The sequence below is a fragment of the Streptomyces sp. NPDC055815 genome (genome assembly GCF_053616475.1).
On sequence record NZ_JBSHDU010000080.1, the window covers coordinates 1 to 26578 of the forward strand.

The window sequence follows — 26578 nt, forward strand, 5'->3', positions numbered from 1 at the left end:
CGGCGCGGGTGCGTCCGGGCCCTGGCACCGCCCTCTTGACACGTCACGCATCGCTCAGATTCACCCGGCCGTCCACGGTGCGAACTGGAGCGACGGACGACGAGGGTGCGCGGCGTCCTCCTCGCCCGCCGACCGGTACCGCACCAGTGCCGGCACGGTCACACCCTCGCGGCGCCGCTTGTGGATCCGTCTGAGACCCACGGCGCCCACGAGATGAGCGACAGCTCCGCCGAGCCTGAGGAACGCCGCCGCGACGACCCACCCTTCTCTGGTATTCGCCACCTCATCGCCCTCGCTCCGCCGCTCTCACCGGTCCTCGAGGGGCCGCCGTCCACCGGCCAGGGCGGCCAGCTCCCTGGGATGCTCCTCGACCGCGACATTCCCGGCGCCGTCGATGACGTCCAGGTCGACGCCGAGCCTGGTGCGGGCCGCCGGGCGGAGCCGGTTCAGCGGCAGGAAGACGCATGCGAACCGTTGACGACCAGCTCAGATCGTGATTCCCGTCCGACCAGGCCCGGTCGTGCAGAGCTGCGCCGAGGCCCGTGGATTCATCTCACGCTGCGTACCAACCCCGTCGTCGCCGAGTCCCTCCTGGGCCGGCTCATCAACACCAGCCACAAGGTCATCATGAACGGCCCCAGCTACCGTCCGAACAAGCGGCCCAAGAACCCAGCCGCCAAGCCCTAAGCGTCTCTCCGGGCGAGCCAAGCCTCGAAAAGAGCGTCAGCCAGCCAGTGCCCGCTGACGAAGGCCATGTGATGGGCTGACAATCCCGTCCCCTTGTGGGTACGGCGCGTGGGATCTGCGCCTTGAGTCAGGAGGAAGCACGTGGCGTCCACGTGGAGGGGCTCGCCGGTCTGGACATGCCCGTCGATCTCTCCGTCGACGGCCCGATGCAGGAGAGTGAACCCGTTAACGTACGTCTGGGGACATACGCGATCGTCCACACGGGGACGCCTCCGCCGCGAGGGACCATCCCCGCAGGCGTCGGGAGCAACGTTTGGACACCGCCTGCGTCCCAGGCCCCGTAGGGGCCATCCCCGCGCAGGCGGGGAGCAAGTGCCCGACCCGAGCCCGCCCAGCGCGAGGCTGGGGCCGCGGGCGCAGGGAACAGATCTCCTACGCGACCGCAGGCCACCGCATCGGCATCGAGGTCTCGGGCAGCAACTTCGACCGCTAGGATCGCAGCACCCAGCGGCGCCACACCACCATCCACCACGATCATCGGTCGCACATCCGGCTGTCCGTCATCGGCGGAGCGCTGTGACGGCTGGGCGGAACTTGCTCGACTGACGCAAGAGCCGTTCCTCTGCGGGAAAGCGCGCGCAGCTGCTCGACGGCGGCATCCAGGTAGCGGATGGTCCCAGCACCGCGGCGTTCACCACCAGGCCGAGCGCCGAGCCGGTCCTCCTGACCGACCAGGTATGCCCGCAGGATGCCAGAGAGGCCGGGCCCCGCACGAGGCCGGTGCGGAGAGCTACCCAGAGGGCGGGCAGGGCCTGTATCGGCAGGCTTTCTCACCACCCCAGGGCAGCCCCCGCTTACGCCGCGCAGCGCCTGCTGCACGATCGGGACCCACGTGGTCCGGCCTGGCCAGTGGCCCCGGTCAGACGTTGACCGGGGCGGTCTCGCCGACCTGCGTGTCGCGCATGACCAGCTTCACGTCGGTGAGCCGTGCCCTGACCGTGCCGTCCTGCGCCAGCAGCGGGACGTCGCTCTCGGCGCGCAGCTCCGTGCCGTTGGGCTCGATGTCTCCCGCGCGGCCCGCGAGCGGGACGGCCGCGTCGGCGTAGAGGGTGCCGTGCGGCGTACACACTTCGAGGTACGTGTCGAGGTGCAGGTCCGCGGGGTACGCAAGGCGGGCCAGGGAATCCTCCTCGCCCTTGCCGAAGGCGCCGCGCGAGGGCCGCGCCCAGGCCGTGCGCAGCATGATGCGCCCGCCCAGCGCGGCGCACTCGCCGGCCACCGCCAGGCGGGACAGCTGGGCTCGCACCCCGGTGCCCTCGTCGTGCTTGTCGGGGCCGAAGAGGAGGATCTCCGCACCGGCGGCCAGGTTGCGGTCGCCCGACAGGTCCACCTTCACGGTCGTGCCGCCCACCTCGAGGGTCAGGGAGCCCTCGATCGTGGCCTGCATGATCAACGAGGGGTCGAACAGCATGGTCATGAAGGGACTCGGGGCCGGGGCGAAGAACAGCGTCGGCGTGATGCCGACCGGCTCGTTGTCGTCGTTGGCCGGGTACCAGGCCTCGGGAAGGCCGGTGGCACGCAGGACTCCCGGCGCCGGCGCGACGTCCGACACGGCTCCGCGCGGGAAGCCCAGGGCGGGACCGGTCAGCGGCCTCTTGAAGGGCGGGATCGCATCCACGACACCGGAGGTCTCCATGGCGTTGCGGTGGGCCAGCCGCAGCTTGCTGGTCTCCAGGATCCCGAACCGGCGGAGCTGGAACTCCGCGGGGAAGTTCTTGCCGGGCACGATCTGCCGGATGCGGCCCACGTTGGGCAGGTACGGGTTCGTCAGGATCTGGATGCGGTCGCTCAACTCGTAGCTGTAACCCTTGATGCCGACCTCGGGCGCGGAGATCAGCTCCGCCTCGAACGAGGCGTACCCCTGCTCATCGACCCGGTGCTCGAAGCCCGGCATGGGCCACTTGTTGATCTGCGTGAACCCGGAGAACGTGATCGTCTCCCGGCGCCCGTTGTAGAAGTCGTCGCCGAAGACCACCGTCGCGGCGGCGAGGATGTGCGGGCGGAGCGGCTTGGGCTCGATGTTCAAGGACTCGTAGGTCTCGCGAGGAATCACAGGACTATCTCCGTCATCGGTACGTGCACGGCACTGACGAAGCAAGCCTCCTGGGCCCGAGCCGCGCTCTGTGCAGATAGGCGTTGCGTGCCACCGGAACGAGTGAGCCGCGATCAGGCCATCGCACCGATATCTGCCCTACCGAACGCATGGTCGGTCACCTGCGCCCGCACCATGGACCTGCGGCGGGCACAGCGAGGTCGGGTCAGCTGATAGAGGCTGCGACGGGAATCGCCTCTCTCCGGGGAAATGCCACGTTCGTGAGACTGCTCCGCATGCCATCACCGTGAGACGGCTCCAAGAGTGCTGGTCAAAAGCCCGACCCGTGCCACGAAGTCCAAGACCCTGCAGGCGCGCGGCGGGCAGGTACGGGGGTCTGCGGGCGGGCGCGGCAAGCTCCGCCGTGTCCTTGCCGACAGCACCTTCAACTCCACGGGGTCTGACGACCCTGGCAGCGACCTGATGGCGTGCACCGGGGACGGCAGCATGGTGGTCGCCCAGGTCAAGAGCTGGGGGAAGCCGGTTCTGCCGGGACGGCGCCCGCGCCCATCCCCGTGCCGCCGCCACCCGCTGTGGCCGCCCTCGCTTCCTGACCACCTCTGGGCGGGTGCGGGCGCACGCCAGGGATGCTGCGGACCCGCAACATCCCTGGCTCGTGTCCCCCGCAGGGACGGCCGGACCTGCGGGTGAGTTCAGGACGCCGGGCCGGCCAGCAGACCGTTCATCACCCCGACCCGGTAGGAAAATTTGCGGAGCGAGGGGCCGCGCGAGGTGTCACATCGACGCGTCGGCCGGCCACTGGACGCGTTCGACGGCAGCTGCAGGACGAGCGGGACGCCGGGAACCAGGACCTGGAAGCCGTCGGCCTCAGTTGAGCCCTGGTCAGATCGTGACCGGGCCGTGGGCGGTGGCGAACTCAACCGAGACCAGGCCCGGTTCCTCATCCTCGACCCAGGTGACGTCAATCTGGTCAAGGGGATGGTCGGCCGGTTCACCAAGGAATTCGGCGATGGAAGCGGCGTCGCCGGCGATGGAGACCCCGTGGATGGTGGTGGAGGTGCGCGGGTCGGCGCTCGGGCGCTCCTCGACGGGAACCAACCATTGAAGGAAGTAGGGCAGTTGCGGATCCTCCAACAGTTCCAGCAGGCCGATCTGCTTCCACCTCAGGTCGAACCCGTCGGGGCGGACGCGGTGGCCCTCGGCCGAGGTGCGGCCGAGGCGGGTCTCGACCGGGGCCATGTCGTCGACGCAGACCACCCAACCGAGCCAACCGCCACCCTCGGCGGCGCGGCGCGCGACCGCCTGGCCGAAGGGCGCGCGGTCGGCAGCGGGGTGGTCGAGTGTGGTGACGACCTCGACGTAGGTGCCACCGCTCAAAGGGAGAATGAAATTGCGAGTGCCGAATCGCGGGTGCACGCCCCCGTCGACGAACCCGGCGCCCAGGGCCGATCCGATCCACTGGACGGTCGAGGCGAAACTGTCGCGGGCCACCGCATAGGACACGTGATCAAGTCGCACTGCGCCATCATCACCCGACAACCCGCGCAAATCCCGACGCCACGCCCGTCACCCCGGCCGCGTCCGCTGCGGTTTCAGCCGTGGAACGGACCGATCACCGTCATCCCGGCGGAGGAGGCCCACCGCCTCAACTCAGACGGTGGAACCCTCCCCCCGCAAGCAGGGAGCAGCGGTCGGCCGCTTCTGCCGCGAGCCGGTGCCAGGGACCATCCCTGCGAGCGCGGGGGCAGCCGCCGCCGAGCTTCTCAGCCCAGTAGTGCGGGGGACCATCCCCGCAGGCGGGACCATCCCGCACGAGCGGGGAGCAGGTGCGTCTTCCTGAAGGTCCTCGAGCTCGTAGGGGAAGAGGTCCGCGTCCTGCGCAAGCACCTGCCCCACCTGTTCCTCCGGATGCCGTCGCTGGAGCAGACCGTCGCCGACCTCCCCGAGACTCCCCCTGCTGGGACTTCACACTGCTCCTGCCCCGGGGCGTGACGCCGCCCCGACCAAGCGCGCGGGGAGGGGCGGCCCCAGCTCTGCGGCCGCCCTCCCCCTTTCGGATGCCTATGACGGCTTGCGTCCGGACCACGCCACGAGGCGGTCGATGGCCGGCGCGTCCGGATCGACGTCCACGGCGGCCCCGAATCGGCGGCCGTCCTGGCCGATCGGGCTTACTCCTCCCGTGCGATCCGGCTCCACCTCCGCCGGCAGGGGATCCGCGCGATCATTCCTCAGCCGTCCGACCAGGTCGGCTATCGTCTGCGGCGTGGCCGCGCCGGCGGCCGCCCGCCCGCCTTCGACGCGGCGTACAAGCAGCGCAAGGCAGTCGAACGGTGCATCAACCGGCTCAAGCAATGGCGCGGCCTGGCAATGCGAACGGACAAGCTGGCCATCGTCTGCCAGGCTTCACTACATCTCGCGAGCATCCTCATCCGGGCAGGACGCTGACCACAGAGACGGAACGCAGCCGGAGCGAGGTAGCGCGCGTCACCCAGACTCACCGGTGAGGCAGGCGTGACATAGGCATCGGTCCGGGTGAGGAGCGTACGGCGCCGTCTCGGCTCGGTACTGGCATGCGTACTGCTCCAGCGTCGCGGAGATGTCCGCTGCGTAATCCGCTGAGACGAACCCACGTGCACGTCGGGCCTCTTGCAGTCGCTGCAAGACCCGCGGCGTGTGAACGAGCTTCGGCCGGAAGCTATGGAGGTGGCGCGTCGCCATGTCGATGACGATCCACCGCCCGGTGTGCCGCTCGCGTCCCACGGACGTGATCCGATCACCCCCCGGACCCCAGTACGCGTCGGCGACGTACACCTTCGCCCCGCCCTTGAAACACTTTGTCCCGGGGCGCAGCTCCTGGCCTCCGATTCCGCATCGGCGCCATGCGACGACGTTCGCAGCCACCAACCAGACTGGCTCCAGTCGCGGGCCGATCGACTGGTCCACGCGTCCCCCTCCAGATCCGCAGCAGCCATCGTAACTCGCCTCGCACGAGTGCCCCGCTTCATTTTGCTCTCGTCCTTGTCCGGGCCGCTGATCAAAGAGACACCCCCTGAAGCGTCTTGCAGAAGGTTGTGTCTGGGCAGGTCAGGTCAGGTTTCGGGGCTGCCGGCTCACACGGCCAGGGCGAGGTTATGCATGTGGCGACGGCCTGTACCGCGTGGTGGAGGCCGTTGCCTCGCTGTCGGCAGTCGCGGAGGATCTTGTAGCTTCATTCGGGCGAGGCCCTGCTCGACGCGCGCCCGGACCTTGCGGTGTTCCGCGTTGTTCTCCTCCTCGCCCGGCAACAGCGCCCTGCCCGGGTGTTTGCGGTGCGGGACGACGAGCCCGGTCGGTGTTGATGTAGGCGCCACGCCCTCGCAGACGGCGGCTGGGCCGGAGTCCCGCCAGGGTCTCGCATCCGCGGTGTTGCCGGGTACCGGGCGGGCCGCGGCGATCACCGGTTTGGTGTCGGCATCGATGATGACCTGCACGTTCGCCGAGAACCGGTAGTTGCTTGAGGACGCTCCGGTCTTGCGGCCGCGGACCGGGATCAGGGTGCCGTCCACGATCCACAACCGGTCCATCGCATCGTCAGGGCGGGTTGCCGGCTCGATCGCCGGCAGCGGCCGCAGCCGCTGGATCACCCGGCACACCGTCGCCGGCGAGACGCCGAACAGCAGCACGAGCTGCCACATCGTGAGGTTCGTGCGGTAGTACACGGCCACCAGCAGCACCCGGTCCGCCAGCAGCAGACACTACGGCCGGCCACCACCAGGACCGTTCCCGCCGCGTTCCCCGGGTGGGTCACGCCGGGCTGGGGTATGGGTGCACCTGCCACCAGCGGTCCCCTTCAGCGCGAGCCACTCGGCGTCGTACTGACTCGCATCGAAGTGGAGCTCCGGTGGCGGGTCGGGCACGGGGGTGTTCGCCGCCCACGGAACCTCCCAGTCCGACCACTGCACGACTTCCCCGAACCGCTGCGCGACCACGGTCAGGAAGCCGCAGCAGCCACCGGTGCAGTCCGGTTCCCCCAGCTCCAGGCGGCGCGCCTTGCCGGTCGCCCGGAGAGGGCTGGGGTGGCCGGCCGGCAGCGCAGCAGCCGCGTACGGTCCGCGGCCGCCCTCGCCGACCACCGCGTCGACCACGTCCTCGCCATTGACCCAGAACCGCAGGGGAGCAGCGAACATCAGACCAGCCTACGGCGGCCCTGACGTCGGGCGGGCGGCCCAGCCGACGCCTGCCTCGACGCGTTGGAGGAGGCTGAACTGTTGCCTCTGCCGCCGACTCCGTTCGTGCTGGCCCGTTGACATCCATATCAAGGTCGGCCGCAGCCTCTACTCGGTGCCGTGGAAGCTGATCGGCCGCCGCGTCGACGTCCGCTCGACCGCCACGATGGTCCGGTCTTCCCCGACGGCTCCCTCGTCAAGACCCACACCGCCCTTGACTAGGACAACGCACCGACACGAGCGACTGTCCGCCGGAGAAGGTCGCCTTCCAGATGCGGACGCAGGTCTGGTGCCGCAGCCAGGCGTCCGAGATCGGCGACGCCTGCCGTGAAGTCGTCGACCAGCTACTGGAGGTCAAGCGCCGAGGGTACGCGCGCGGCCACAGTCGCCCACCACACACCCACCCCGCAACCCGGAGCCGCTCAAGCACTCGCCCGTGAGCCGCCAGCAAAGCGCCCCGGACGCCGGTCGACTCCCCCACACGATGTCGCGGTTCCCGCGGCCTGCCCGGGGCGGGGCGCCGAGTCGCGCAGGCGGGGTGACTCGTGCCTGAGCGCCATGCCTGTCAGCAGCTGCACCATGCGAACTGCCTCCTGTACGTCGGCGAGCTGCAGGCGCCGCCGGCAGTCGCACAACTAGGCCGTGCGGACCAGCCTGTGTGGCAGGGCAAGCGATCCGATCGAAGGATGTCGCTGACGGCCTGATCACGATCGGTCGATCGGTCGAGTACAGCTCGGAGGCCGTTTCTGCTGTCAGTTCCTTGGGCCCCGGCAGACGGCGGCCCGGTCAGGAGATGAGATGGCCATCGGCCCGATCACCCATTCGCCAAGCGCTGCCTCCAAGAGGCGCCCGAACAGAAGACCGGAGCGGGCAGGCAGGCGACAAGGGGTATGGCTGGTCCGTAGCGTGGCGGTACTGAGTACCGCACTGGTGCCCGGCGTCGCCCAGCCCGCGGCGGCCCTGCCGCCCGAGCGCGTCCACGGCACCGATGCGGGCGACCGATCTGCGGGAGCGGTGTCCCCGGATGTGGTGATCAGTCAGGTATACGGAGGTGGCGGCAACACCGGTGCCACATTCACCAACGACTTCATCGAGCTGTTCAACCGAAGCGCCGCGCCGGTTTCGCTGAACGGCTGGTCGGTCCAGTACTCAGGCCCGTTGTCCGCCTTCAACGTGGTCACCCCCTTGAGCGGGACGATCGCGCCCGGCGGCTACTACCTGATCCAGGAGGCACAAGGAGCCGGAGGCACCACGCCCCTCCCGACGCCCGACACCATCGGAACGATCTCCATGGGCGCCCTCGCCGGCAAAGTCGCGCTGGTGCCCTCCACAACCCCGCTGGGCTGCGGCAGCGACGCCGTGCCGTGCAGTGGGTCCCAGCTCGCTTCGATGAGGGACCTCGTGGGCTACGGGTCCTCCAACCTCTACGAGGGCGCCGGCCCCGCACCCGGGCTCTCCAACACCACCGCCGCCCTGCGCAACGGCGGAGGCGCAGTCGACACCGACAGCAACAATCTGGACTTCATCGCCGATGCGCCCAATCCCCGCAACAGCGGCGCTCCGCCCAACCAGGCGCCGGACTGTACGAACGTCAGCGCGAGCCCGAACCGGATCTGGCCCCCCAGAAGGGACCAGTTCCGACTGATCACGCTCTCCGGAGCGACCGACACCGACGGTGACACGCTCAGCTACCACATCGACGCCGTCAGCCAGGACGAACCGGTCTCCGGAGCCGGCGTCGGAGACGACACCTTCCCCGACGCGCAGTTCACCGGCGCCGGGGCGGACTCCAACCAGGTCCTGGTGCGCTCCGAGCGCAACCCCTGGGGCAACGGCCGTGTCTACCGGATCGCCTACACCGTCTCGGACGGCCAGGGCGGCACCTGCTCACGTACGGCAGGGGTCGGCGGCGACACGAACGCCAAGACCGGGGTACCGCGCTTCTTCAGAGGCCAACCCGCCGTCGACGACGGAGACACCAACAGCTGGAACTCCTTCACCGGCGCCCCGCTCACGGGCACACTCCCCTGACCGCCCAACCCGCTCGTGAAGCCGGCGGCCCCGGGGCTCGCACCCGGGGCCCAGGCTCGTGTCCGGGCTGATCCCTACACGTCAGACGCGGCAGGTGAGCAAGGAGCCATGAATCTGAGGCCCTGTCAATCGTACGGTGCATTCGGGGTGGTTGGGATTGGTGACGGGTGCGGGGAGCAGATGAAGTGCCGCGGCATATTCCCGGCGTTGCCGGGACCATCCCCACGCGTACGGGGAGCAGCGCTTGGTAAGCACGCCATAGGCATGGTCAGTACTCCGGCAACAGCTCACCTGGTATGTGGGCACGTTTGGGCTCTGGCACAACTTCTGTGATGCCGCCCTTGAGCGTCATGTCAGCACGACGCGCCTGTTCACTCGCAGTGATGACCCTGTGGTCGATGAAGCGCAGGCCAGGGCAGACTCCTGCCTGCACCCATCCCTCGTCGATCGGACGACCCATGCCCACGCCCATGGCCGCAGCCGCCGTAACAGCCAAAGGCCACATCTTCGCCATGCTGGATGCGGACGGCGACGGTGTGATCTCCCGGCAGGAATACCTTGCTCGTCCCGAGCGCGCTGCACAGGCACTCGGACGCAGCGGAGACGACCCTCTCGTCCGAACCGCTCTCGTCGCTCACGAGCAGGTGTATGCGTCGATGGACGCCGACGGTGATGGCAAGGTGACCTTCGCCGAGTACGTGACGTGGGCAGGCGGCGCAAGCTTCGACGCCGTCTGCCGACAGGCGCTGGGATCATTGTTCGACCTCGCCGACACCGAGGCCGACGGAGCCCTGAACCGGGCGCAGTTCACACGGCTGCGTACGGCACTTGGCAGCACCGCCGGCAACGCTGAAGCGGCATTCGAGGCGCTGGACACCGATGGCGACGGGCGTATCGACCGCGACGAGTACCTCAGCTCAATCCGCGCATACGTGACCGACGGTGCTTCTCCCATGGCCGAAGCCCTCCACGCAGGCACACGCTAGGACAGAGGACAAAGGGGGGAAGGACGGCCGTCACCGCCCCTGACTTCCTCGGTCAGGGCTGCACTGAGGCCCGCGTTGCGGGCGAGGGAGCCGGCCTGCGCCGCGCCTGTGCTGCGAACGCCGCCTACGTGGCGGCGACTCCTGCGCGAAGACCGGCTGCGGTTCCGCCGCGACCGGCCCGTCCCGCGTCTTCGCCCGCGTCGTCGTGCGGTTCGGGGCAGGCGGTGAGCTGAGCGCATGGGACTGCGCTCGACCACCGGCTCCCGGCCCTTCCCGCGGCCGTGGGCCTGTGGTTCTGCGATCGCCCCGCCCCGTACCTCTTCGGATGCGGGACGGGCGGGGCAGGCCGCCCGGCAGCCGGGTGGCCTGCCCCGCTCGTCTCCGGCGTCCCGACCGCATCTCCCCCGCGACACCGCCAGGGTCCACCACGGCAAGGGCAACAGCGGACTCACCCGCCCCGTCCTGATCACGGACGGCCTCAGCCATGGGAGATGCCTGCTGACTGAGTCTGGAGATGACGCCTGGCTTCGACGGCAGTCAGGGCTGTGCCGTGGGAGTCTGGGGGTGCTCCTCCCACGGGAGGCCGTCCAAGCACGTCGCAGAGAAGGGGTGCCGTGTGGTGAGTACGTTCGTGTTGATCCACGGTGCCGGGGATGTCGGGTGGTACTGGCACCTGGTCGAGAAAGAGCTTCGGGCACGCGGGCACTGCGTGGTGGCTCCCGACCTGCCCGGCGACGATGACTCGCTCACGCTCGACGACTACGCCGACGCCGTAGTCGAGGCCGTCGGCGACCGCCACGGCCTCGTCGTCGTGGGGCAGTCATTCGGCGCATTCACCGCGCCCCTCGTCTGCGTGCGCCGCCCGGTCGAAGCACTGGTGTTGGTCGCGGGGATGATCCCCAAGCCCGGCGAATCACCCGACCAGTGGTGGAGCAACACCGGCCACACCGAAGCCGTAAGACGCCAGGCCGCCCGGGACGGCGTCACCGGCAGCAACGACCCCTACATCGCGTTCTACCACGACGTGCCCCGAGAACTCGCCCAGGAAGCGATGAGCAAGGAACGGGCGCACCCGTCGCCGGCTGCGTCAGCCCAGCCGTGGCCCCTCCATGCTTGGCCGGCCGTGCCGACCACCTTCGTCCTGTGTACCGAAGACCGCTTCCTTCCTCCCGACTTCCAGCACCGGCTCGTCCTGGAACGACTCGGCGTGGTCCCCCACGAGATCGCCGCGAGTCACTGCGTCGCGCTCAGCCGACCCGTCGAGCTCACCGACATCCTGGTGGATGCAGCCAACAACTAGCACACAGTCGCCCCCCATGCGACCGGCGACCCCGCAGCCGCCGTCACGGCCTGCCGAGCAATGCTCAGATCCTGTGGATCGGCTCGGGGAGGCGTACCTGGCGGCGTGATCGATCGACTGGCATCGAGTAGGCCCGCGTTGCCGCGCCGGATCGGGAAGGCACGCCTGTGCTCAGCGTAGTGAACGACGACGGCACCACCGCCAACGGCTCCTCCTCGATCGACGAGATCGTACGGGAGGGCGCGAGGCAGATGCCGGCCAGGATGAACAGCCTGAGAGGCTCACAGAGCAGGCCGGACCACACAACCCTGGTGAGGCCAACAAGCCACAGCGAGCGGACCAGCCCGAACAGCGGGATGGGCGCACTACAGGCGGGGCATGGCCGACGCCCCTCCGGAGGGGATCGTCCGGCTCCTCCTCACGCGACAGCAGCGACAAGAGGAAGAGCGTCAAGGGAACAGCAGTACATGGGCCGGCGCCGATCGGGTGTCGGGCCGACCATTTCTGGTGTGCATCACGGAATGCGCAGCCATCCGCCCCGAGCAAGCGTCTCGCCGTCTAGGCCGTGTATCGAAAGTGGATCTTGAGCTGTGAATGATCACGGTTCATGGGGCGGGGAGATCTCACGGACAAGCAGTGGGCTGTGCTGGAGCCGTTGTTGCCGAAGGGCACGAAGGCGGGCCGACCGCCCGTCTGGCCCCGTCGGCGGTTGATCGACGGCATACGGTTCCGGGTCCGGACTGGTGTGCCGTGGCGGGATGTGCCCGTCGAGTACGGTCCGTGGGGCCGGGTCTACGACCTGTTCCGTCGGTGGCAGCGTAACGGCACCTGGTACCGGATCCTGACCCGACTGCAGTCCCTGGCCGACACGAAGGGGGCGATCACGTGGGATCTGAGCGTCGACTCCACGGTGTGCCGCGCCCATCAGCATGCGGCCGGGGCCCGCAAGCAGGGCGACCTGCAGAAGGAACCGCCGGCGGGGTGTTCGCCGAGCCTTGTGATCACGGGCTTGGACGTTCGCGTGGTGGGTTCACGACCAAGCTGCACCTGGCTGTCGAGCAGGGGCAGAAGCCCATGGCGATCGTGGTGACCGCCAGGCAGCGCGGGGACTCGCCCCAGTTCGAACCGGTGCTGGAGAAGGTCCGTGTGCCCCGTATCGGGCCGGGCCGGCCGCGCGTCCGCCCTGATCGTGTGCGGGCCGACAAGGAGTACGCCTCCCGGAAGAACCGTGCCTACCTGCGCCGCCGGGGGATCCGCTGCACCATCCCCGACAAGGCCGACCAGGCACGCAACCGTCAGAAGCCCGGCTCGCGCGGCGGTCGGCCTCCGCATTTCGACCCGGTCGACTACCAGGAGCGTCATGCGGTCGAGTGCGGCATCAACCGCCTCAAGAGCCACCGCGCTGTCGCCACCCGGTACGACAAACTCGCGGTCCGCTACGAGACGACCGTGGTGGTCGCAGCCATCAACGAATGGCTGTGACCAGCACGTGGCCAGGTCTCAGGCCCACACCGCTCTGACCACGGCGTGGCCTGCCGAAGCCGCCTGCCCGTAGAACTCTTGGAGGTCCCGGTGATGTTCGAGGTGCTCCTGCCTGGTCCAGCCAAGGGCACCGAATCTGGCGCCGACAACGTTCCACAGCTCGTCGAAAGAGACAGTCTTAAGGAAACGCGCGGCCTGTGACACGCCAGGCGGCTCCAGAAGCATCAGCGGTGGATCGGAGGGGTCGGCGTCAGCGCTGTGGGGCACGGGGCGGCCGCCGTAGATCGGTAGATTCCAGGGCTGATTGACGTCTGTATAGAGGGCATCGGCTGCGGCATAGAGGTCGTTGACAGCGTCCCAGCCCTTGTTGATCGAGTAGGCGATGCCCGCTTCGTACTCGGCGGTGTCGTTTTCCCAAGCCTCAGACATGAACGCAGCGAGCCAGGTGTGGTCGTCCTGGATCTCGGACTCAGCTACGGCACGAAAGTGCAGGTGGATGCTCACTACGACGAATCCCTCAGCTCGACGGCCCCTCTGTCGGGGCGAACGGACAGAACCTACTTGAGGGCACCGACAGCCACGTGTCGCCGAAATCGACTTGCGCCGTCCGGCAGGACTTTCGATACACGCCCTAGGTGTATTGACCTGCAGTGTTGTTCACGCGGGTGATGGGTGGGTGTCCGTCCAGTGCGGTGTGGCAGCGGTGGTGGTTGTAGTGGTGAAGGAAGTCTGTCAGGGCCGCTGTCCGTTCGGTGTTCGAGGTGTAGGGCCGTAGGTAGGCCCATTCGTCCAGCAGGGTGCGGTTGAAGCGTTAGACCTTGCCGTTGGTCTGTGGCCGGTAGGGCCGGGTGAGCTTGCCGGTCGCGCCGAGCTCGGCGAGGACGTTCTTCCAGGCCAGGCCTTTGCGGTAGGCCCAGGCGTTGTCGGTCAGGACCTGCTCAATGCGTGTGATGCCGTGGGCGTGGAAGAACGCGGCCGCGCGGGCCAGGAAGGCCGCGCAGGTCGCGACCTTCTCGTCGGGGTGGATCTCGCTGTAGGCCAGGCGGGAGTGGTCGTCGACAGCGGAGTGGACGTAGTCGAAGCCCATGCCATTGCGGGTGGCCCGGCCGGCCTGGCGGCCCAGGGCCTTGTGGCCGCCGCCGTCGGGGATCCGGCCGAGTTTCTTCACGTCGACGTGGACCAGTTCGCCGGGACGTTCGCGTTCGTAGCGGCGGATCACGACGCCGGTCGGGCGATCCAGCCAGGTCAGGCGGTTCAGCCGGTGCCGGGGCAGGATCCGGTGGACCGTCGAGGCGGGCAGTCCCAGGATCGGGCCGATCCGGGCAGGGCCGAGTTTGCGGGTCCGCCGCAGCTCGCAGACCTGCTGTTCCATTGCGGCCGCGGTCCGGTGCGGGGTGCTGTGTGGCCTGCTGGAACGATCGTGGAGTCCCGCATCGCCTTCGGCCTGCCAGCGGCGCACCCATTTGTGGGCCGTGGGCCGGGATATCCCCCTCTCCGCGGCGACGTGCGCGACCGGACGTCCGGACAGAACACGCTCGATGAGGATCCGCCTGCCGTGAATGGTCAGCCGGGCATTACGGTGGGCCACGAAGACCTCCGTGAGGTGAGTTCCTAGACAGCTCCCACCACACCGGAGGTCTTCGCCATGTTCAAGACCAGACCAGTGTCAACAACGCTCGTGATCAATACACCTAGGCGGCTGGGGTGAGTTCGGCTTGGCCGAAGAGCAGGGCCCAGCCGGTGGGGAGCTGGTGGAGGATGCGGGCGATGAGGTCGGGGCCGGCGTGTGCGGCGACGGCGGCGAAGACGGAGCCGGTGTCCCAGCGGGTGGTGGCCAGGGAGGCGCCGGAGCGGGCGGCGAGGTCCTTGACGAAGGCCCATCCGGTGAGCGGCTGGCTGTCTGGGATCTGCGCGGTCAGGACGCGTGCGGCCTCCAGGGGCAGGCAGGCGGCCAGGTCAACACGTTCGTCGCCGGTCAGTTGGCGTCCCAACCCCGAAAGGACCAGGCGGACGGCTTCGTCTGCTCGCTCGCGGGTGGGGTAGGCGCCTTCGTAGCGGACCTTCTCCAGCATCTGCTCGTACGCCGTCGAGTACGGCTGCTGCTGCTCAAGCGGTACGCGCACGTCGGTGATCACTGTGGTGCATGCCTTTCATGGAGCCATGGGGGTGCCGGGTGCGGCTCCCCCGGTGGTGGTCAGGTGGGCTGGGGGCGGCCGAAGAGGAGGTCGTAGCCGACCGGGAGCTGGAGCAGGACCTGTCCCAGCAGGTCTGGGCCGGCGGTGTCGGCGACCGTGGACAGGACGGCGCTGACGTCCCACGTCGCGGTCTGCTCGGTGGCGCCCTCGATCCAGGCTGCGGTCGCCCTCACGAACCGCTCCGGTGGCAGCGGTTCGGCGCTCTGCAGCGGGTTGAGCAGGATCAGGGCGAACTCCTCCGGCAGGCGTGCCGCGAGCTGGGCGCGGACTTCGCCGACCAGGTGCGCGCCGAGCAGGGCGAGGACCACGCGGGCCGCCCGCTCGGCTTCCTCCGCAGTGCCGTACTCGCCGCGTTCCTGCACGTGGTCGAGGAACGCTTCGCGTCGCAGAATCATCTGACCGCCACCCCTTACTTCTGAGGACTCTCATGGGGGTGCGGAGGGCGGGTGAGGGGGGAGATCGGGTGCCCGTCCTCCGCACTGGTCCGGCCGGTGTCAGCCGGAGATCTCCTTGCGGCCGGAGCCGACGCCGACGGAGATCTTGCGGGGCTTGGCTCGCTCGGCGATCGGGATGCGCAGGGTCAGCACGCCCGCGTCGTAGTCGGCCTTGATGTGCTCGGTGTCGAGGGTGTCGGCGAGCACGATCTGGCGGGAGAAGACGCCCAGCGGCCGCTCGGACAGTTCCATCTGGACGTCGTCGGCCTTCGCCACGGGCCGACGCTCGGCCTTGACGGTGAGCATGTTCCGCTCGACGTCGATGTCGATCGCGTCCGGGGTGACACCGGGAAGGTCGAAGGCCACCACGTACTCGTCGCCCTCGCGGTAGGCGTCCATCGGCATCGCCGACGGCCTCGACCAGGTACCCGGGCCCATCAGCTGCTGCGTCAGCCGGTCCAGCTCACGGAAGGGGTCGGTGCGCATCAACATCGTGAAAACACCTCCAGCAGGTTCAGGCAGTTGCTGCCAATGCGCCTCACTGACACCGTTGTAACATGTCATCCAATGGATGACAAACATGAAGTCGTCGACCTGATGACAACCCGAGGGAGGTGCCCGTGACCCCGGCCGACGAGCCGTCCCCGCCCAGCACCGACGCCCACAGCCCGGCGTCGTTCCTCGCCGCCGCGGCGGCCCTTCACGCCATAGACGACGCCCTGCGCACCGCCCAGCACGAGACCCCCGACACCGTCGACCCCGGCCCCGAGCAGGCACTCGCCTCCCTGATGCTGCTGCGGCAGGTCCGCGAGCAACTCGCCGGATGGGAAACCGGCCTGATCGAAACTGCACGCGACGCCGGCGCCAGCTGGGCCGACCTCGCTCACCCCCTGGGCGTCGCCAGCCGTCAGGCCGCCGAGCGCCGCTACCTGCGCGGCCGCCCCGGCCCGGCCGGGACCACCGGCGAGCAGCGTGTGACGGCCACCCGCCAGGCCCGGGCCGCCGACCGCACGACCGCCGCCTGGGCCCGCCGCAACGCGGCCGACCTGCGCCGTCTCGCCGGCCAGATCACCGCCCTCACCGACCTGCCCGCCTCCGCCCGCCGCCCGCTCAGCGAGCTCCACGCGGCCCTCGCCCACGACGACCCCGCCGACCTCATCGCCCCCCTGGCCGCCGCCCGCCCCCATCTGGCCGCCGCCCACCCCGACCTCGCCGCCCGGCTCGACACCCTCACACCCCCCTGACCCCGCCCGGCCCACAGCAACAACAGCCCGGTCAGCCCCGCCCCCAGCTGGGTGAACGGGCGGAGACCTAGTGAGTGGCCAAGGTGTCGAGCTGCCGGTTCGTGCGAGGCTGCGGACCGGCTCCGGTTCAGTAGTCGAGATCCAGATAATCGATGTCTTTGATTTCTACGTCCGACAGGCCCATGGCGCGGCCGCCGCCGTCCTGGAAATACACTTCCCTGAATCCTTCGGCGATGATTCTGCGCATGTCCTGGTCGCTGGCTCCCGTCTCGCGGGCGTCGAACAGGCGCTGCGCGTAGGTCGGGGGGAGGTGCACGGTGAGCCGCCGGAACCTTCCGTCGTCGGTCGTGCCGACCGGTGCTGTGTAGCCGAACCGGGCTCGGGTCTCCACCGTGATTCCGCCGGTGGTGGCGGCCTGCTTCTGCCGGCGCCTTCGTACGAGCGGTTGCCAGCGTTCGCGTACCATCGCTTCGATCTTCGCGGCCACGTCCGGGCGGGCGTGCTTGCGGGCCCCGCGCCGGTAGCGGTTGACGGAGTCGGCCGTGACTCCGGCCTCCTCGCCGATCTCCTGGGCACTGAGGTACTTGCGCAGGAAGCCGACCTGGCCCTTGAGCGTCTTGGGCGGGTTCTTGGTGAACCCCTCCTGGTCAGCGCGCTCGATCGCTTGGTGGATGTCCGTCACGGCCTACTCCCCTTCGTCCATGACGGCGTCGCCGCCCTTGATGTGCCGGGCCGGGTTGAGGCCCTGCTCCATCAGCTCCACCGCCCACAGCATCGACTGGACGCCCTCCAGCTTCGCCAGGCCCGGCGTGGGTCCGAGGCGGAAACCGCCCGGCTGCGGCTTGCCGGAGGCCGCGTACGGCAGGAAGTCCAACGGACTCGCGCCCGGCGAGGGGTAGACGACGCAGTCGGACAGCACGGCGAGGGGGAACAGGCCCGTCATCCGGGACATGTTCAGCAGCTTGCGGTGCATGTTGACCCGCGCCTTGGAGATGACGGCGGCGCGGATGTCGGGGCGCCAGGTCGGCCGCTGCATGGCCGGCCACGGTTCGCCGTCCTTGTAGTTCTTGCCCTGCGGGTTCTCGAACAGCTTCCCGATGCCGCCCTTGACCGTGGCCTTGATCGCCGCGAGCACGGCGGCCATGGCCGGGTCGACTTCCTTGTGCCTCTCCATCGCCGCCAGGAACTCCGCGTCGGTGAGGTCCTTGGTGACGCCGAGGTCGGCCAGGGTGTCGACGTACGCGGTCTTGAGCCGGTCGTGCCAGGGGTCCAAGTAGGCGCCGGTCTCCTTGCGCAGGTACGCCTCCAGGATCTCGACGTTGTAGCCGAGCTCCTGGGCGTAGGCGACGGTGTGCGTCTGGTACCAGGCCGGGCCGGTCGGGCGTTCGCCGGTCGGTGTGAACGGCGACGGGAGGCGCGGGTCGAGATCGATGTGGCTGAGGTCGACGAGCCAGGAGCCGGGGACCTTCGGGTAGAACTTCGGGCGTACGAAGTGCTCGGGCTCCGACAGGCCGACGACCAGGCGGGCAGCGGCGGCGAGGAAGGCCGTGTTCAGGTCGAGGCCCACCGCGTAGGGAAGCAGGCATTCCTCATCGGTGAGCGAATCCACGGACCGCACCCACTGGTACGCCTCCTCGTGCAGGAAGCCGCCCTGCCAGCCGATCCGGTAGATCGCGGGGTGCTCGGGCTGGCCCTCCGGCGGCGCCGGGTCCATCGGCTCCGTCCCCAGGCTGCCTGGGTTGAGGCGGGAGTTCCAGTTGCCGGTCTCGTCGTCGCGCACTGGCCGGGTCGGCGGGCGCAGCGCGGTCATCAGCTCGAGGCCGTTGACGGCCGTGCCGCCGCGCGGGGTGATGACCCGCTGGGCGTATACGCCGAGGACGCGGGCAACGTCGGCCGGTTCCATCTCCGCGACGCCGGGCCAGGATCGGGAGTCGAGCGCGTCCCACGGCAGGACCGCCAGCTGTACGCACTGCCGCTCCCGCCCCTGCGCCTTGCGGTAGATGCGCACCCACGGCCCGAATCCCCGCTGCGTGAGCTGCCACTTCGCCTTCAAGACCTGCTTGACGACCGGGTGGTCCTCCGGCAGTCGCAGGCCCCGGCGGTCTTCCAGGTGCTCGGGCAGCCCGACCTTCACGGCCGCGGCCGCCGTCAGGACGATCAGCGGGTCGGCATCCTTGCCATAGCGGTGCAGCTTTGGTGCACCGAGACCGGACTCGCGCAGCGTCCACTCCACCAGCTCCACCACGGTGCTTGCCGGGCAGTCCAGCACGAGGCCGTCGATGCTGTACGCGGAGCCGTCACCATCCAGGACGGCGAGAGGGCCGTTGGGGAAACGCGAGTCCAGCGCGGGCGTGGCGGCCTTGTTCGCCGACGGGCGCCGCGAGGTCGGGCGCGCGGCTGGACGGGCAGGGCGCCCCGGTGCGGCTGGAGACCGTACCGGCGTAGTCTCCCCCTGCGGCTCGGGGGCAGCAGGGCCGGTGAGTGTCCCGGACGCCTCCGGCTGCGGCGCCGGAGCGGCCCAGACGGCGGGGGTGCCGGGTGCGGGGTGTTTCGCGGCCCAGCCCTGCAGCAGCCGCTGATACGCCGCCAGGCGCGCGCCGGTCGGCTCAGAGCGGCCGTTCTCCCAGTTCTTGATGCTCTGCGTCGACTTCAGCTTCAACGCCTCCGCGAGGCGGGCCTGGGTGATACCGGCGGCCTCACGCAGACGGGCGCGCTCCGCCGGGGGCGGGAGCTGCGGCTCCTCCTCCAGCAGGGCGTCGATGGACGCGAACAGCTCTTCTTCGGACGCCATGGACCTACCTCCAGCCCGACAGTAGCAGACTTACCCCCAATCTTTTACTCGAACATTTAACCCGTTCGGATAGTTTCTGGTAGCGCTCCCACCCGACCGTACTCACCACACCCCGGGCAACACCCCCCAGACACACACGGGAAGGAGCACAGTCACAGGCCGGCCCACTCCCCCGGCCTTCCCCCCAGGAACATCCCCGCCTACTGGTCTTCCACGATGAGCGACCACGTGGTGTACGAGTCCCGTCTCGAACTCGCGGGGGTCCGAACCGTGTGCGGATGGGGCCATGGGGCAGGATCTCAGGCCAACGGGTGTTCTTTTCTTGTTGGTGATCCGCTGTCAGGATCGGAAAACGGTGACTGATGTTCCCTCAGGTGCCTGGCCCGCGGCGGAGGCGGTGTCGCGGTGGGCTCGGGAGACGGGTCTGGCGGTGGGAGGCCGGGAGGAGCGCCGACTGGCTGCGATGCGCCTCGATGTGCTGGCCGGCCTCGCCCTCCCGCACGGCGATGCGGTGCAGATTGAGCTGACGACCCATTGGGCGGCGTTCATCTGCTGGGTGGACGACCAGATAGACCGCCGCGGCGTGGGATCGGTGCCCGGCGAGCTGGAATGGTTCACCGCACCGCTGCGTCGCGTCCTCCAACCCACGGTGGTGACGTCTCCTGAGCTGGCTGCGCATGCCGTCCTCCTGGCCCGGCTGTGGGAGCGCACGGCCCCATCGGCCACCGCCCAGCGCAAGTCACGGAGCTGCTTGTCGACTTGCGGGTGCTCCACCAGGGTGGCGCCGCCCGTGCGTTCCAGAACGTTCAGCATGGGCAGCAGGGTGATCGTACGGCGCCGAAACTGCGACTCTGCGTTGGCTTGCCGTCACCGGACGATTCGACCCTGCCTTCGGGGTGGCCGGTCCAGAGACGATCCGCGCCTCGTCGGAGTCGTGGACCATGGCCGAGGACGGGGATGGCCGACGGTGAGACCGGTCACGGGCAGGTCGGCTCGGCGGTCGACGTGATCGGGGCCTGTGGACGTGGTGGGGCAACCGCCGATACGTGCAGGCGGTTTTGGAGGTGCGTCAGAGCTGGCAACGCTGAGTGGTCGGCCAGGGCGGGGATGTCGTACAGGAAGGGGCGGTGTCCATCATGTCGAGGATCGATACGATGCCTCCGTCGTCCGCCTGCGCGGACAGCAGGTGGCGCGCGCCCTCCACCACCCGGGCGGGCTCCCCTTGGGCACTGAGGCAGATCAGGGCGCAGGCCGTGCTGATCGCGTCACTGGCCTCACCCTCCTGCTGGCCCCAGCCACCGTCGGGGTTCTGCCCACGCCGCACGGCCTCACCTATTCGGCGGGCCATCTCCTGAGCCGCTGCTGCCCGGGCGGTGGCAGGTGCGCCCGAGGCGGCGAGCAGGGCGCGGAAGGCGACGTGGTAGCGGCTGCGGCTCCATTCCGGCTCGAACAGTCCGTCGGTCTGCTGCGCGCGTACCAGGAAGTCCAGGCCCGCTCCTATTCGCTCGTGGTGTGGGGTAGCGCGGCAGGAGAGCGCGTTCAGGGCCGCGGCGGTCATCCCCGCCTCGGAGGGCGCCCCCGGCATGTAGGTGGCGAATCCGCCGTCGTCACCCTGCAGCGAGGACAGGCGGTTCAGGGCACGGTCGATGGCCGACCGGTAGCGATCCGCGTCCAGGGTGTGGAGGAATTCCGCGGCGACGGCTGTGTCGTCGGTGTCGCTGTGTTCTGCCTCGGCCGCGTAGGACCAGCCTCCGTCGGAGCACTGGTGGCCGACAAGGCGGTCCCCCAGAACGTACAGGCTCTGGCGCGGGGTCGACGTGTGCACGAGTGCGATCCCGGCGGTGACGGCGCACCAGACACTCAGGTCGCTGACGAACGGCAGGCCGCCGGTCACGCGCTCGTGTGCGAGGGCCCTGCGTACGGCGGCGGCCACCTGATCGCTGTGCCCCGGCAACAGGGACAGGGCGTTCGCCGCGAGGAGGTGCACGAGCAGGTTGCCCTCCCATACGCCGTCGTGCTCCAGGGCCGCGGTGAGGGCCGCTGCTTCCTCGGTGGTTGCCGTACCCCCGCCGGCGCTGCACCGCAGGATCACCGCGACCGCTGCAGCTTGAACCCGCCCCGCCGGATGCAGCACCCCGCGCGGTGACGGCCGGCGCTCATCGGCGGCCGCTCCTGCCAGGGCCAGGGCGGCACTGATCAGCGCGCGCTTGCTGCCCGCTTGGAACGCCGGCGTCTCCTGGAGGAAATCCTCGACGGCTTGGCGCCCGCCATCGGCGCCGCTGCCCTCCAACGCCACCTTCGCCAGCAGGGCGTCCACACCCGTGCAGCGGGCCTGCCCGCGCTCGAGGAAGGCTTCCAGGCGGCCGGCGGCGGCCGCATCCAGCCCGGTACGGCGCAGCAGGACCAGCATCAACACCGACTCCAGCACCCGGCCACGGCATTGCCACCGCTGCGAACCCGCGCCGCTCAGGACCGACTGTTCGACCAGGACGCGCAGCGACTCCGCGCGCGTACCCAGGTCAGCAGGAAAGCCACCGCCCGGCCAAGCAGGCCCCGCAACAGGCTGGACTCGCACGACTGTATTGCCCCCGGCTCGCACAACGATCGACGGACAACCCCTATCTCCGCACCTCTAGGGACCGAAACACGCGACGCCGTCTCCGCACGCCCGTCGCGATGCACGGGCGGTCACCGACTCGGACGGCACGACGTGCCCGAGAGATGTGGACCGCCCGTGCTGTCGGAGGACCGCTGGTCGGCGCACCAGCAGGGGGTTTGACGGAGCGTTAGGACGACAAGAGTACGACTGGTCCACCATGAGGCGAGGAGCAGCAATGGCAGGGCAACCGCACGGCCGTTTCGGTCCACCGCACTCGCCGGGATCTCCGGATGTGCTGACGGGAAGGGTGTGTCTGGTCACCGGTGGTGCGCAGGGCATCGGTCTGGCCCTCACGCTCGCCCTCGCCCGTCGCGGCGCTCGTGTCCATGCCGCCGACCACTCCCGGGCGAACATCGAGGCGGCCACCGCGCGGCTGGTGGCCGAGGACCTCGCGGAGACGGTGACGCTCCATCCGGTCGACGTCACCGACCGCGGCGCGCTGGAGAAGTGCATCACCGGGATCCACGCGGGCGAAGGCCGTCTCGACATCCTGGTCAACAACGCGGCCTTCACTCGCTGGACCGATGTCTCGGAGATGAGCGTCGCCGACGCCGAACTGACCATGCGGACCGGCTACGACGCCATGGTCCACGCCGTGAAGGCCGTCCTGCCGATCATGCGGGCTGCGGGCGGCGGGCGGCGGGCGGCGGGCGGCGGGCGGCGGGCGGCGGGCGGCGGGCGGCGGGCACATCGTCACCATGGGCTCCGCCGCCGGAGTCGTCTTCGTCAAGGGCCCCTCCGCCGCCTACGCGGCGACCAAGGCCGCCGTCAACGCCTACACCCAAACCCTCGCCCTCGAACTGGCCCGTACGCCGGTAGGCGTCACCCTGGTGCGCCCCGGGACCGTGGTCGGCACCGAGTTCTTCGGCAAGCACGTCCCCTCCCACCGCATGCCCCGCCTCACCGACTTCCTGCCCGTCTCCAGCCCCGAACAGGTCGCCGACGCCATCGTCCACGGCATCCTGCACCGACGCACCGTCGTGGACTTCCCCGGCTACCTCCCGTGGCTCTACCGCGCCTACGCCATGGCTCCCCGGCTCCTCGCCACGGCGGCCGGCCTCGGCGGCCCCGCGCGTCGCGACTTCGCACAACCCCGGCGCACAGGCCCAAGCGCCCGCACACCGGCCCACGCCCCTCCCGCCACAGCACGGCCGCAGAGCCCGGCCCTGCGCCTGATGAACGAGGTCGGCCCGAGTGCGCCGGTCAGCACAGCCCTGCGTCTGTTCGCGGCTCCGGTGGACACCCTCCTCCAGCGCCGAACGCGCGGTCGGTGGAGCATGGGACGCAGCCTGGGTGTGCCCGCACTCCTCCTCGTCTCCACCGGCTCCCGCACCGGGCAGCCACGGGAGACCCCGCTCTTCTATGTCCCGCACCGCGGTGGCTACGCCGTCGTCGGCTCAAACTTCGGGCAGGCGCACCATCCCGCCTGGTCCACCAACCTGTTGCGCGACCCGCGCGCCGTGGTCGTCACCGCAGGACGGCGTCTCCCCGTCACCGCCCGCCTGGTCGAGGCCGAAGAACGGGACCAGATCTGGGCCAAGTTCCTCCGCCTCGCAACGGGTTACCAGTCCTACAGCGACCGAAGCGGCCGCCGGCTGCGCATCTTCCACCTCGAACCCACCCAGGCGAAAGCAAGCCTCCACTCCCGGTAACGGCTGGCAGTTCGTGAAGCTGGGAGGAGCCGCCCGCCATGGAAGCCTCGAGGTTCCGGGGCACGGAGCGCAGGCGGGAAGAGAGGGACGGCGTGGCCTTCCTGATGCCCGACGCGGGAGCATCCCCGCGGATGCGGGGAGCAGGTGGGTGTGGTCGCGTGCGTCGAAGTGCGCTGACAGGACCCGCGTGTCGCCGGGCGGGAAGGTGTTCGCACGGAGGCTGTGCGGGTTGTACCGATCAGGGGCGTCGCGTCGGTTGAGCGCCGGGTTCCACGGCTTCGTCGGATGGTGTGCCGTGGGTGGGTTCTTGGGTGACGGGCCTGGTGGAACCGCGGTTCTCGCGTACGGCCGGTGAGATGCCGAATGCCAGGAACGCCAATGCGGGGGCCACTACGACGCCCGCGCTCACCGCGGCTGTGGTGGCCGGGGTGGCGAAGGTGAGGCCGACCGCGGCTGCGGCGGTGACCAACGCGACGACGGCTCCGTACGCGGCGACGGTGATGCGGATCAGGCGTAGCCGTTCCGCCTCCGGTCGTCGGGTACGGCTCAAGAGCCAGGCCAGGGAGGGCAGCAGCAGGATGGCATGCATGGTGACGGCATGGGCGGGGCGCAGGAAGCCCGCCGTCTGGTAGGCCTCTGCCGCGTGGCCCGCGCTCTCCAGCGTCAGCCCGTAAGCGATCATCACTGCTCCGGCCGCCATGGAGCTGGTGAGCGCCACCAGTCCGGCGCGGAGCGCGAGCCGCATGCTGGGGGCGGCTGTCGGGTTGGGGCGCAGTGCGGCGATGGTGAGCACGACGACGACCGCCGTGAGGGTGACACCGCCGGCCGCGAGGGCGCGGGTGACGAGGGTGTCGAAGGTGGTCTCGGTGTTGAAGTGCGAGGGGACACCGCGCCATGCCTGCAGGGTGATCAGACCGGTCTCCAGCAGGGACGCCGCGGTGAACGCTCCCAGGAGGAGAACGCGGGTGCGCGCGGTGAGCGGGAGGAGCCGGCAGATCCAGGTGACGGTCAGCACGCTGATACCGAAGGACAGCCCGAAGGTGATCGGTTTCCGCCAGGAGACGGGGTCGTCCCACGGGCCGCCGGCAAGCATGAGGACGACCGTGTGGAAGGCGGCGGAGGCGAGCAGCACAAGGCCCGCGCCGACGGGGATCTGCCAGGGCGAACGCGATCGTACGGGCGAGATGGCGTTCATGCGTTCACCACCGGTGCGGTCGGGCGGGGGCGGACCAGTGCGAGTGCGGTCCACACCAACCATGCGGTGCCACCGAAGCGGACGACGGGCATCAGGTAGCTGACCTCGAAGACGACGAGCGTGAGGGTGGCGGCCAGTCCGGCGGCGGCGATGACCAGCCCGGTGGTGGCACAGGCACGCGGCAGGAGCCCGCTTGCGCGGGCTGCCAGGCAGGTGCCTGCCGCCAGCAGCGCGAAGGACACGGCGTATCCGAGACCGCCGGCGAGGAAGGACAGGTCTGCCAGAGCGCGCGCCAGGGCTGCGGGCGCCTGTTCCGGAAGCCGGCCGAGGGTCCAGGCGAGCGCGGCGCTGGAAGCCAGCGCGCCGCTGGCCAGCACTCCGCCGGCGAGGGCTGTCGCCGCCGCGGCACCTTGGTGCTGTCCCTGCCCCCGCCGCACCAGCCGGGCGAGGGTGGCGGCGACGGGCACCAGGAGCACGGCGGCGGCGAGCAGCAGGAAGGCGCCCAGGTTGATCGCCGTGCCGTGCTCGGTTACGTACTGGCGCAGGATGTCCCGGCCGGAGGTGTCGGGGTGTGGGGTCGCCCTGTTGGTGACGACGTACGCAGCGGTGAGTAAGGCGTAGGAGAGCGAGAAGGCGAGCAGCGCAACGGCGCCGCGCGGGCGAAGGGCCGCGCCCCGGAGCGAGGCCGCATGGGACTCGTGTACTGATGTGAGCATGACATGTCCTTGATCGTGGTTGAAGGGATTCGGCATGGGGCCCCGGCGGGGCGGTGTGGGCGTGCGGCCCCGGTGCGCGACAGCCAGAATGCCGCCGCAGTGGCGGCGCGGTCGTCCAGCAGCGGGAGGTGGCGCGGCTACTACGTGGGGAGTAGCCGCACCGGGACGAGTACGAAGTCCCGCAGCGGCCAGACCAGTTCCGCCAGGCGAACCCTCACGGCCGCGTATCCCCCGCGTGCCGGCGGAGAGCGCGGGATCGGTCCTGCTTGCGGGACTCATCGGGCCATCTCTTCCGGATCTCGCCGGCCTTACGGATCTTGCCGGTTGAGCCCGCCTCCGGTGCCGTGCATCGAAGGGCGAGGGACCCGTTCACTGGACGCACCTCGGGCCTCTCCACCACGAGGCGGGGTACGGTGCCGGGCAGTGCGGGTCAGGCAAGGCCGGGAAGAGACTGCTTGGCCGCCGGTTCATCCGAGGGCCGCCCCTCCCGGGACGCCCGCTCGTCGGCATCAGCCAGCCAGAACCAGACGGGCGGGAGGACCAGTTCGACCACGGTCAGCGCCGCCTGGAACCAGTGCGGCCACCCGTGCACCGCCAGGGACAGCAGCCGCCCGACGCCACCCAACAGGAACACCACCGCGAGCCACCGCACCACCCTCGCCGGGACGGGGCGCTGCCGGGCTGCCCACAGCCACGCCAGCCCGTACCCGGCGAAGATCGCACCGAAGAACCGGCCCAGGCTGTCCAGAGTGGGGCCGGCGTCGGCCTCGCCCGGAATCGCCGCATTGCCGCCGACCACATGGAACAGCCCGATCGCCGTGCAGGCGAGGCCCATCACCCATGCGAACACCCGGAGCGTCATGGCCATGACTCCACCCTCACTTAGTT

The 26578-nt window shown here is 69.8% G+C and carries 19 protein-coding genes and 5 pseudogenes; 10 read left to right on the forward strand and 14 right to left on the reverse strand.

Annotated features, from left to right (window positions below; translation table 11 throughout):
- Positions 1–558 precede the first annotated feature (558 nt).
- Positions 559–687 (forward strand): annotated as a pseudogene (locus ACWGN5_RS34205) (ATP-binding protein); the annotation flags it as partial.
- A 919-nt stretch (positions 688–1606) separates the two neighbouring features.
- Here ACWGN5_RS34205 and ACWGN5_RS34210 read toward each other — a convergent pair.
- Together ACWGN5_RS34210 and ACWGN5_RS34215 are read right to left on the reverse strand one after the other, a co-directional pair.
- Positions 1607–2800, reverse strand: a complete 1194-nt coding sequence (locus tag ACWGN5_RS34210) for a DUF6004 family protein (protein ID WP_453522309.1) — start codon at positions 2798–2800, stop codon at positions 1607–1609.
- A gap of 882 nt (positions 2801–3682) precedes the next feature.
- Positions 3683–4318 carry a VOC family protein gene (locus tag ACWGN5_RS34215; RefSeq protein WP_453522310.1) on the reverse strand — a complete coding sequence of 212 codons (636 nt, stop codon included), beginning with the start codon at positions 4316–4318 and terminating at the stop codon, positions 3683–3685.
- Positions 4319–4951: 633 nt separating this feature from the next.
- On the opposite strand from ACWGN5_RS34215, the pseudogene ACWGN5_RS34220 reads away from it, so the two are divergent.
- Positions 4952–5245: pseudogene (locus ACWGN5_RS34220) on the forward strand (transposase); the annotation flags it as partial.
- A 665-nt stretch (positions 5246–5910) separates the two neighbouring features.
- Here ACWGN5_RS34220 and ACWGN5_RS34225 read toward each other — a convergent pair.
- A pseudogene (locus ACWGN5_RS34225) lies at positions 5911–6573 on the reverse strand (transposase family protein); the annotation flags it as partial.
- A 547-nt stretch (positions 6574–7120) separates the two neighbouring features.
- Between ACWGN5_RS34225 and ACWGN5_RS34230 the strand changes: the two are divergent.
- The 5 genes from ACWGN5_RS34230 to ACWGN5_RS34250 all read left to right on the forward strand — a co-directional run bounded on the left by ACWGN5_RS34230 (position 7121) and on the right by ACWGN5_RS34250 (position 12804).
- Positions 7121–7336 (forward strand): hypothetical protein, encoded by a 216-nt coding sequence (locus tag ACWGN5_RS34230; protein ID WP_453522311.1) that lies wholly within the window; start codon positions 7121–7123, stop codon positions 7334–7336.
- Between the two features lie 575 nt (positions 7337–7911).
- On the forward strand, positions 7912–9036 hold the full coding sequence (locus tag ACWGN5_RS34235) for a lamin tail domain-containing protein (protein ID WP_453522312.1): 1125 nt from the start codon (positions 7912–7914) through the stop codon (positions 9034–9036).
- A 470-nt stretch (positions 9037–9506) separates the two neighbouring features.
- A complete protein-coding gene (locus ACWGN5_RS34240) occupies positions 9507–10022 on the forward strand; it encodes an EF-hand domain-containing protein (RefSeq protein ID WP_453522313.1) in 516 nt (171 codons plus the stop codon).
- 619 nt (positions 10023–10641) lie between these two features.
- On the forward strand, positions 10642–11322 hold the full coding sequence (locus ACWGN5_RS34245; protein ID WP_453522314.1) for an alpha/beta fold hydrolase: 681 nt from the start codon (positions 10642–10644) through the stop codon (positions 11320–11322).
- Positions 11323–11929: 607 nt separating this feature from the next.
- Positions 11930–12804, forward strand: a protein-coding gene (locus ACWGN5_RS34250) for an IS5 family transposase (protein ID WP_453522315.1) whose coding sequence is annotated in 2 segments (ribosomal slippage) — positions 11930–12278 and positions 12278–12804 — 876 coding nt in all. Because the reading frame shifts where the segments join, the coding sequence is not laid out codon by codon here.
- Between the two features lie 18 nt (positions 12805–12822).
- On the opposite strand, the gene ACWGN5_RS34255 is transcribed toward ACWGN5_RS34250, so the two are convergent.
- The 5 genes and pseudogenes from ACWGN5_RS34255 to ACWGN5_RS34275 form a co-directional block, all read right to left on the reverse strand.
- Complete coding sequence (locus ACWGN5_RS34255) at positions 12823–13308, reverse strand: DUF1877 family protein (protein WP_453522316.1); 486 nt, start codon at positions 13306–13308, stop codon at positions 12823–12825.
- A gap of 127 nt (positions 13309–13435) precedes the next feature.
- Positions 13436–14392, reverse strand: a pseudogene (locus tag ACWGN5_RS34260) (IS481 family transposase).
- A 103-nt stretch (positions 14393–14495) separates the two neighbouring features.
- Positions 14496–14939: a DUF2267 domain-containing protein gene (locus ACWGN5_RS34265; RefSeq protein WP_453522317.1), complete on the reverse strand. Its 444-nt coding sequence runs from the start codon at positions 14937–14939 to the stop codon at positions 14496–14498.
- A gap of 59 nt (positions 14940–14998) precedes the next feature.
- Positions 14999–15394, reverse strand: coding sequence for a DUF2267 domain-containing protein (locus ACWGN5_RS34270; protein ID WP_453522318.1), 396 nt, complete (start codon positions 15392–15394; stop codon positions 14999–15001).
- Positions 15395–15493: 99 nt separating this feature from the next.
- Positions 15494–15925: an Hsp20/alpha crystallin family protein gene (locus ACWGN5_RS34275; protein WP_453522319.1), complete on the reverse strand. Its 432-nt coding sequence runs from the start codon at positions 15923–15925 to the stop codon at positions 15494–15496.
- A 128-nt stretch (positions 15926–16053) separates the two neighbouring features.
- Here ACWGN5_RS34275 and ACWGN5_RS34280 point away from each other — a divergent pair, with 128 nt between their 5' ends.
- Complete coding sequence (locus ACWGN5_RS34280) at positions 16054–16677, forward strand: type III effector protein (RefSeq protein WP_453522320.1); 624 nt, start codon at positions 16054–16056, stop codon at positions 16675–16677.
- Positions 16678–16804: 127 nt separating this feature from the next.
- On the opposite strand, the gene tpg is transcribed toward ACWGN5_RS34280, so the two are convergent.
- The 3 genes from tpg to ACWGN5_RS34295 form a co-directional block, all read right to left on the reverse strand.
- Positions 16805–17359, reverse strand: coding sequence for a telomere-protecting terminal protein Tpg (gene tpg, locus ACWGN5_RS34285; RefSeq protein WP_453522321.1), 555 nt, complete (start codon positions 17357–17359; stop codon positions 16805–16807).
- A 3-nt stretch (positions 17360–17362) separates the two neighbouring features.
- Positions 17363–19468: a telomere-associated protein Tap gene (tap, locus tag ACWGN5_RS34290; RefSeq protein WP_453522322.1), complete on the reverse strand. Its 2106-nt coding sequence runs from the start codon at positions 19466–19468 to the stop codon at positions 17363–17365.
- Between the two features lie 1069 nt (positions 19469–20537).
- On the reverse strand, positions 20538–21896 hold the full coding sequence (locus ACWGN5_RS34295; protein WP_453522323.1) for a prenyltransferase/squalene oxidase repeat-containing protein: 1359 nt from the start codon (positions 21894–21896) through the stop codon (positions 20538–20540).
- A gap of 406 nt (positions 21897–22302) precedes the next feature.
- On the opposite strand from ACWGN5_RS34295, the pseudogene ACWGN5_RS34300 reads away from it, so the two are divergent.
- Positions 22303–22740 (forward strand): annotated as a pseudogene (locus ACWGN5_RS34300) (SDR family NAD(P)-dependent oxidoreductase); the annotation flags it as partial.
- 10 nt (positions 22741–22750) lie between these two features.
- Positions 22751–23779 carry a nitroreductase family deazaflavin-dependent oxidoreductase gene (locus ACWGN5_RS34305; protein ID WP_453522334.1) on the forward strand — a complete coding sequence of 343 codons (1029 nt, stop codon included), beginning with the start codon at positions 22751–22753 and terminating at the stop codon, positions 23777–23779.
- A gap of 238 nt (positions 23780–24017) precedes the next feature.
- Here the strand turns inward: ACWGN5_RS34305 and ACWGN5_RS34310 are convergent, their stop codons facing one another.
- The 3 genes from ACWGN5_RS34310 to ACWGN5_RS34320 all read right to left on the reverse strand — a co-directional run bounded on the left by ACWGN5_RS34310 (position 24018) and on the right by ACWGN5_RS34320 (position 26558).
- On the reverse strand, positions 24018–24974 hold the full coding sequence (locus ACWGN5_RS34310) for a hypothetical protein (RefSeq protein WP_453522324.1): 957 nt from the start codon (positions 24972–24974) through the stop codon (positions 24018–24020).
- Positions 24971–25690 (reverse strand): DUF4386 domain-containing protein, encoded by a 720-nt coding sequence (locus tag ACWGN5_RS34315; RefSeq protein ID WP_453522325.1) that lies wholly within the window; start codon positions 25688–25690, stop codon positions 24971–24973. The genes ACWGN5_RS34310 and ACWGN5_RS34315 overlap by 4 nt, the downstream gene beginning before the upstream one ends.
- Positions 25691–26120: 430 nt before the next feature.
- Positions 26121–26558: a DUF4345 domain-containing protein gene (locus ACWGN5_RS34320; protein ID WP_453522326.1), complete on the reverse strand. Its 438-nt coding sequence runs from the start codon at positions 26556–26558 to the stop codon at positions 26121–26123.
- Positions 26559–26578 lie beyond the last annotated feature (20 nt).

Bases quoted from the DNA above. Each gene is read 5' to 3' on its own strand.
- ACWGN5_RS34240 (WP_453522313.1), top strand. From the start codon at position 9,507: ATGGCCGCAGCCGCCGTAACAGCCAAAGGCCACATCTTCGCCATGCTG.
- ACWGN5_RS34270 (WP_453522318.1), bottom strand. From the start codon at position 15,394: ATGATTCTGCGACGCGAAGCGTTCCTCGACCACGTGCAGGAACGCGGC.
- ACWGN5_RS34275 (WP_453522319.1), bottom strand. From the start codon at position 15,925: ATGTTGATGCGCACCGACCCCTTCCGTGAGCTGGACCGGCTGACGCAG.
- tap (WP_453522322.1), bottom strand. From the start codon at position 19,468: ATGGCGTCCGAAGAAGAGCTGTTCGCGTCCATCGACGCCCTGCTGGAG.
- ACWGN5_RS34310 (WP_453522324.1), bottom strand. From the start codon at position 24,974: ATGAACGCCATCTCGCCCGTACGATCGCGTTCGCCCTGGCAGATCCCC.
- ACWGN5_RS34315 (WP_453522325.1), bottom strand. From the start codon at position 25,690: ATGCTCACATCAGTACACGAGTCCCATGCGGCCTCGCTCCGGGGCGCG.
- ACWGN5_RS34320 (WP_453522326.1), bottom strand. From the start codon at position 26,558: ATGGCCATGACGCTCCGGGTGTTCGCATGGGTGATGGGCCTCGCCTGC.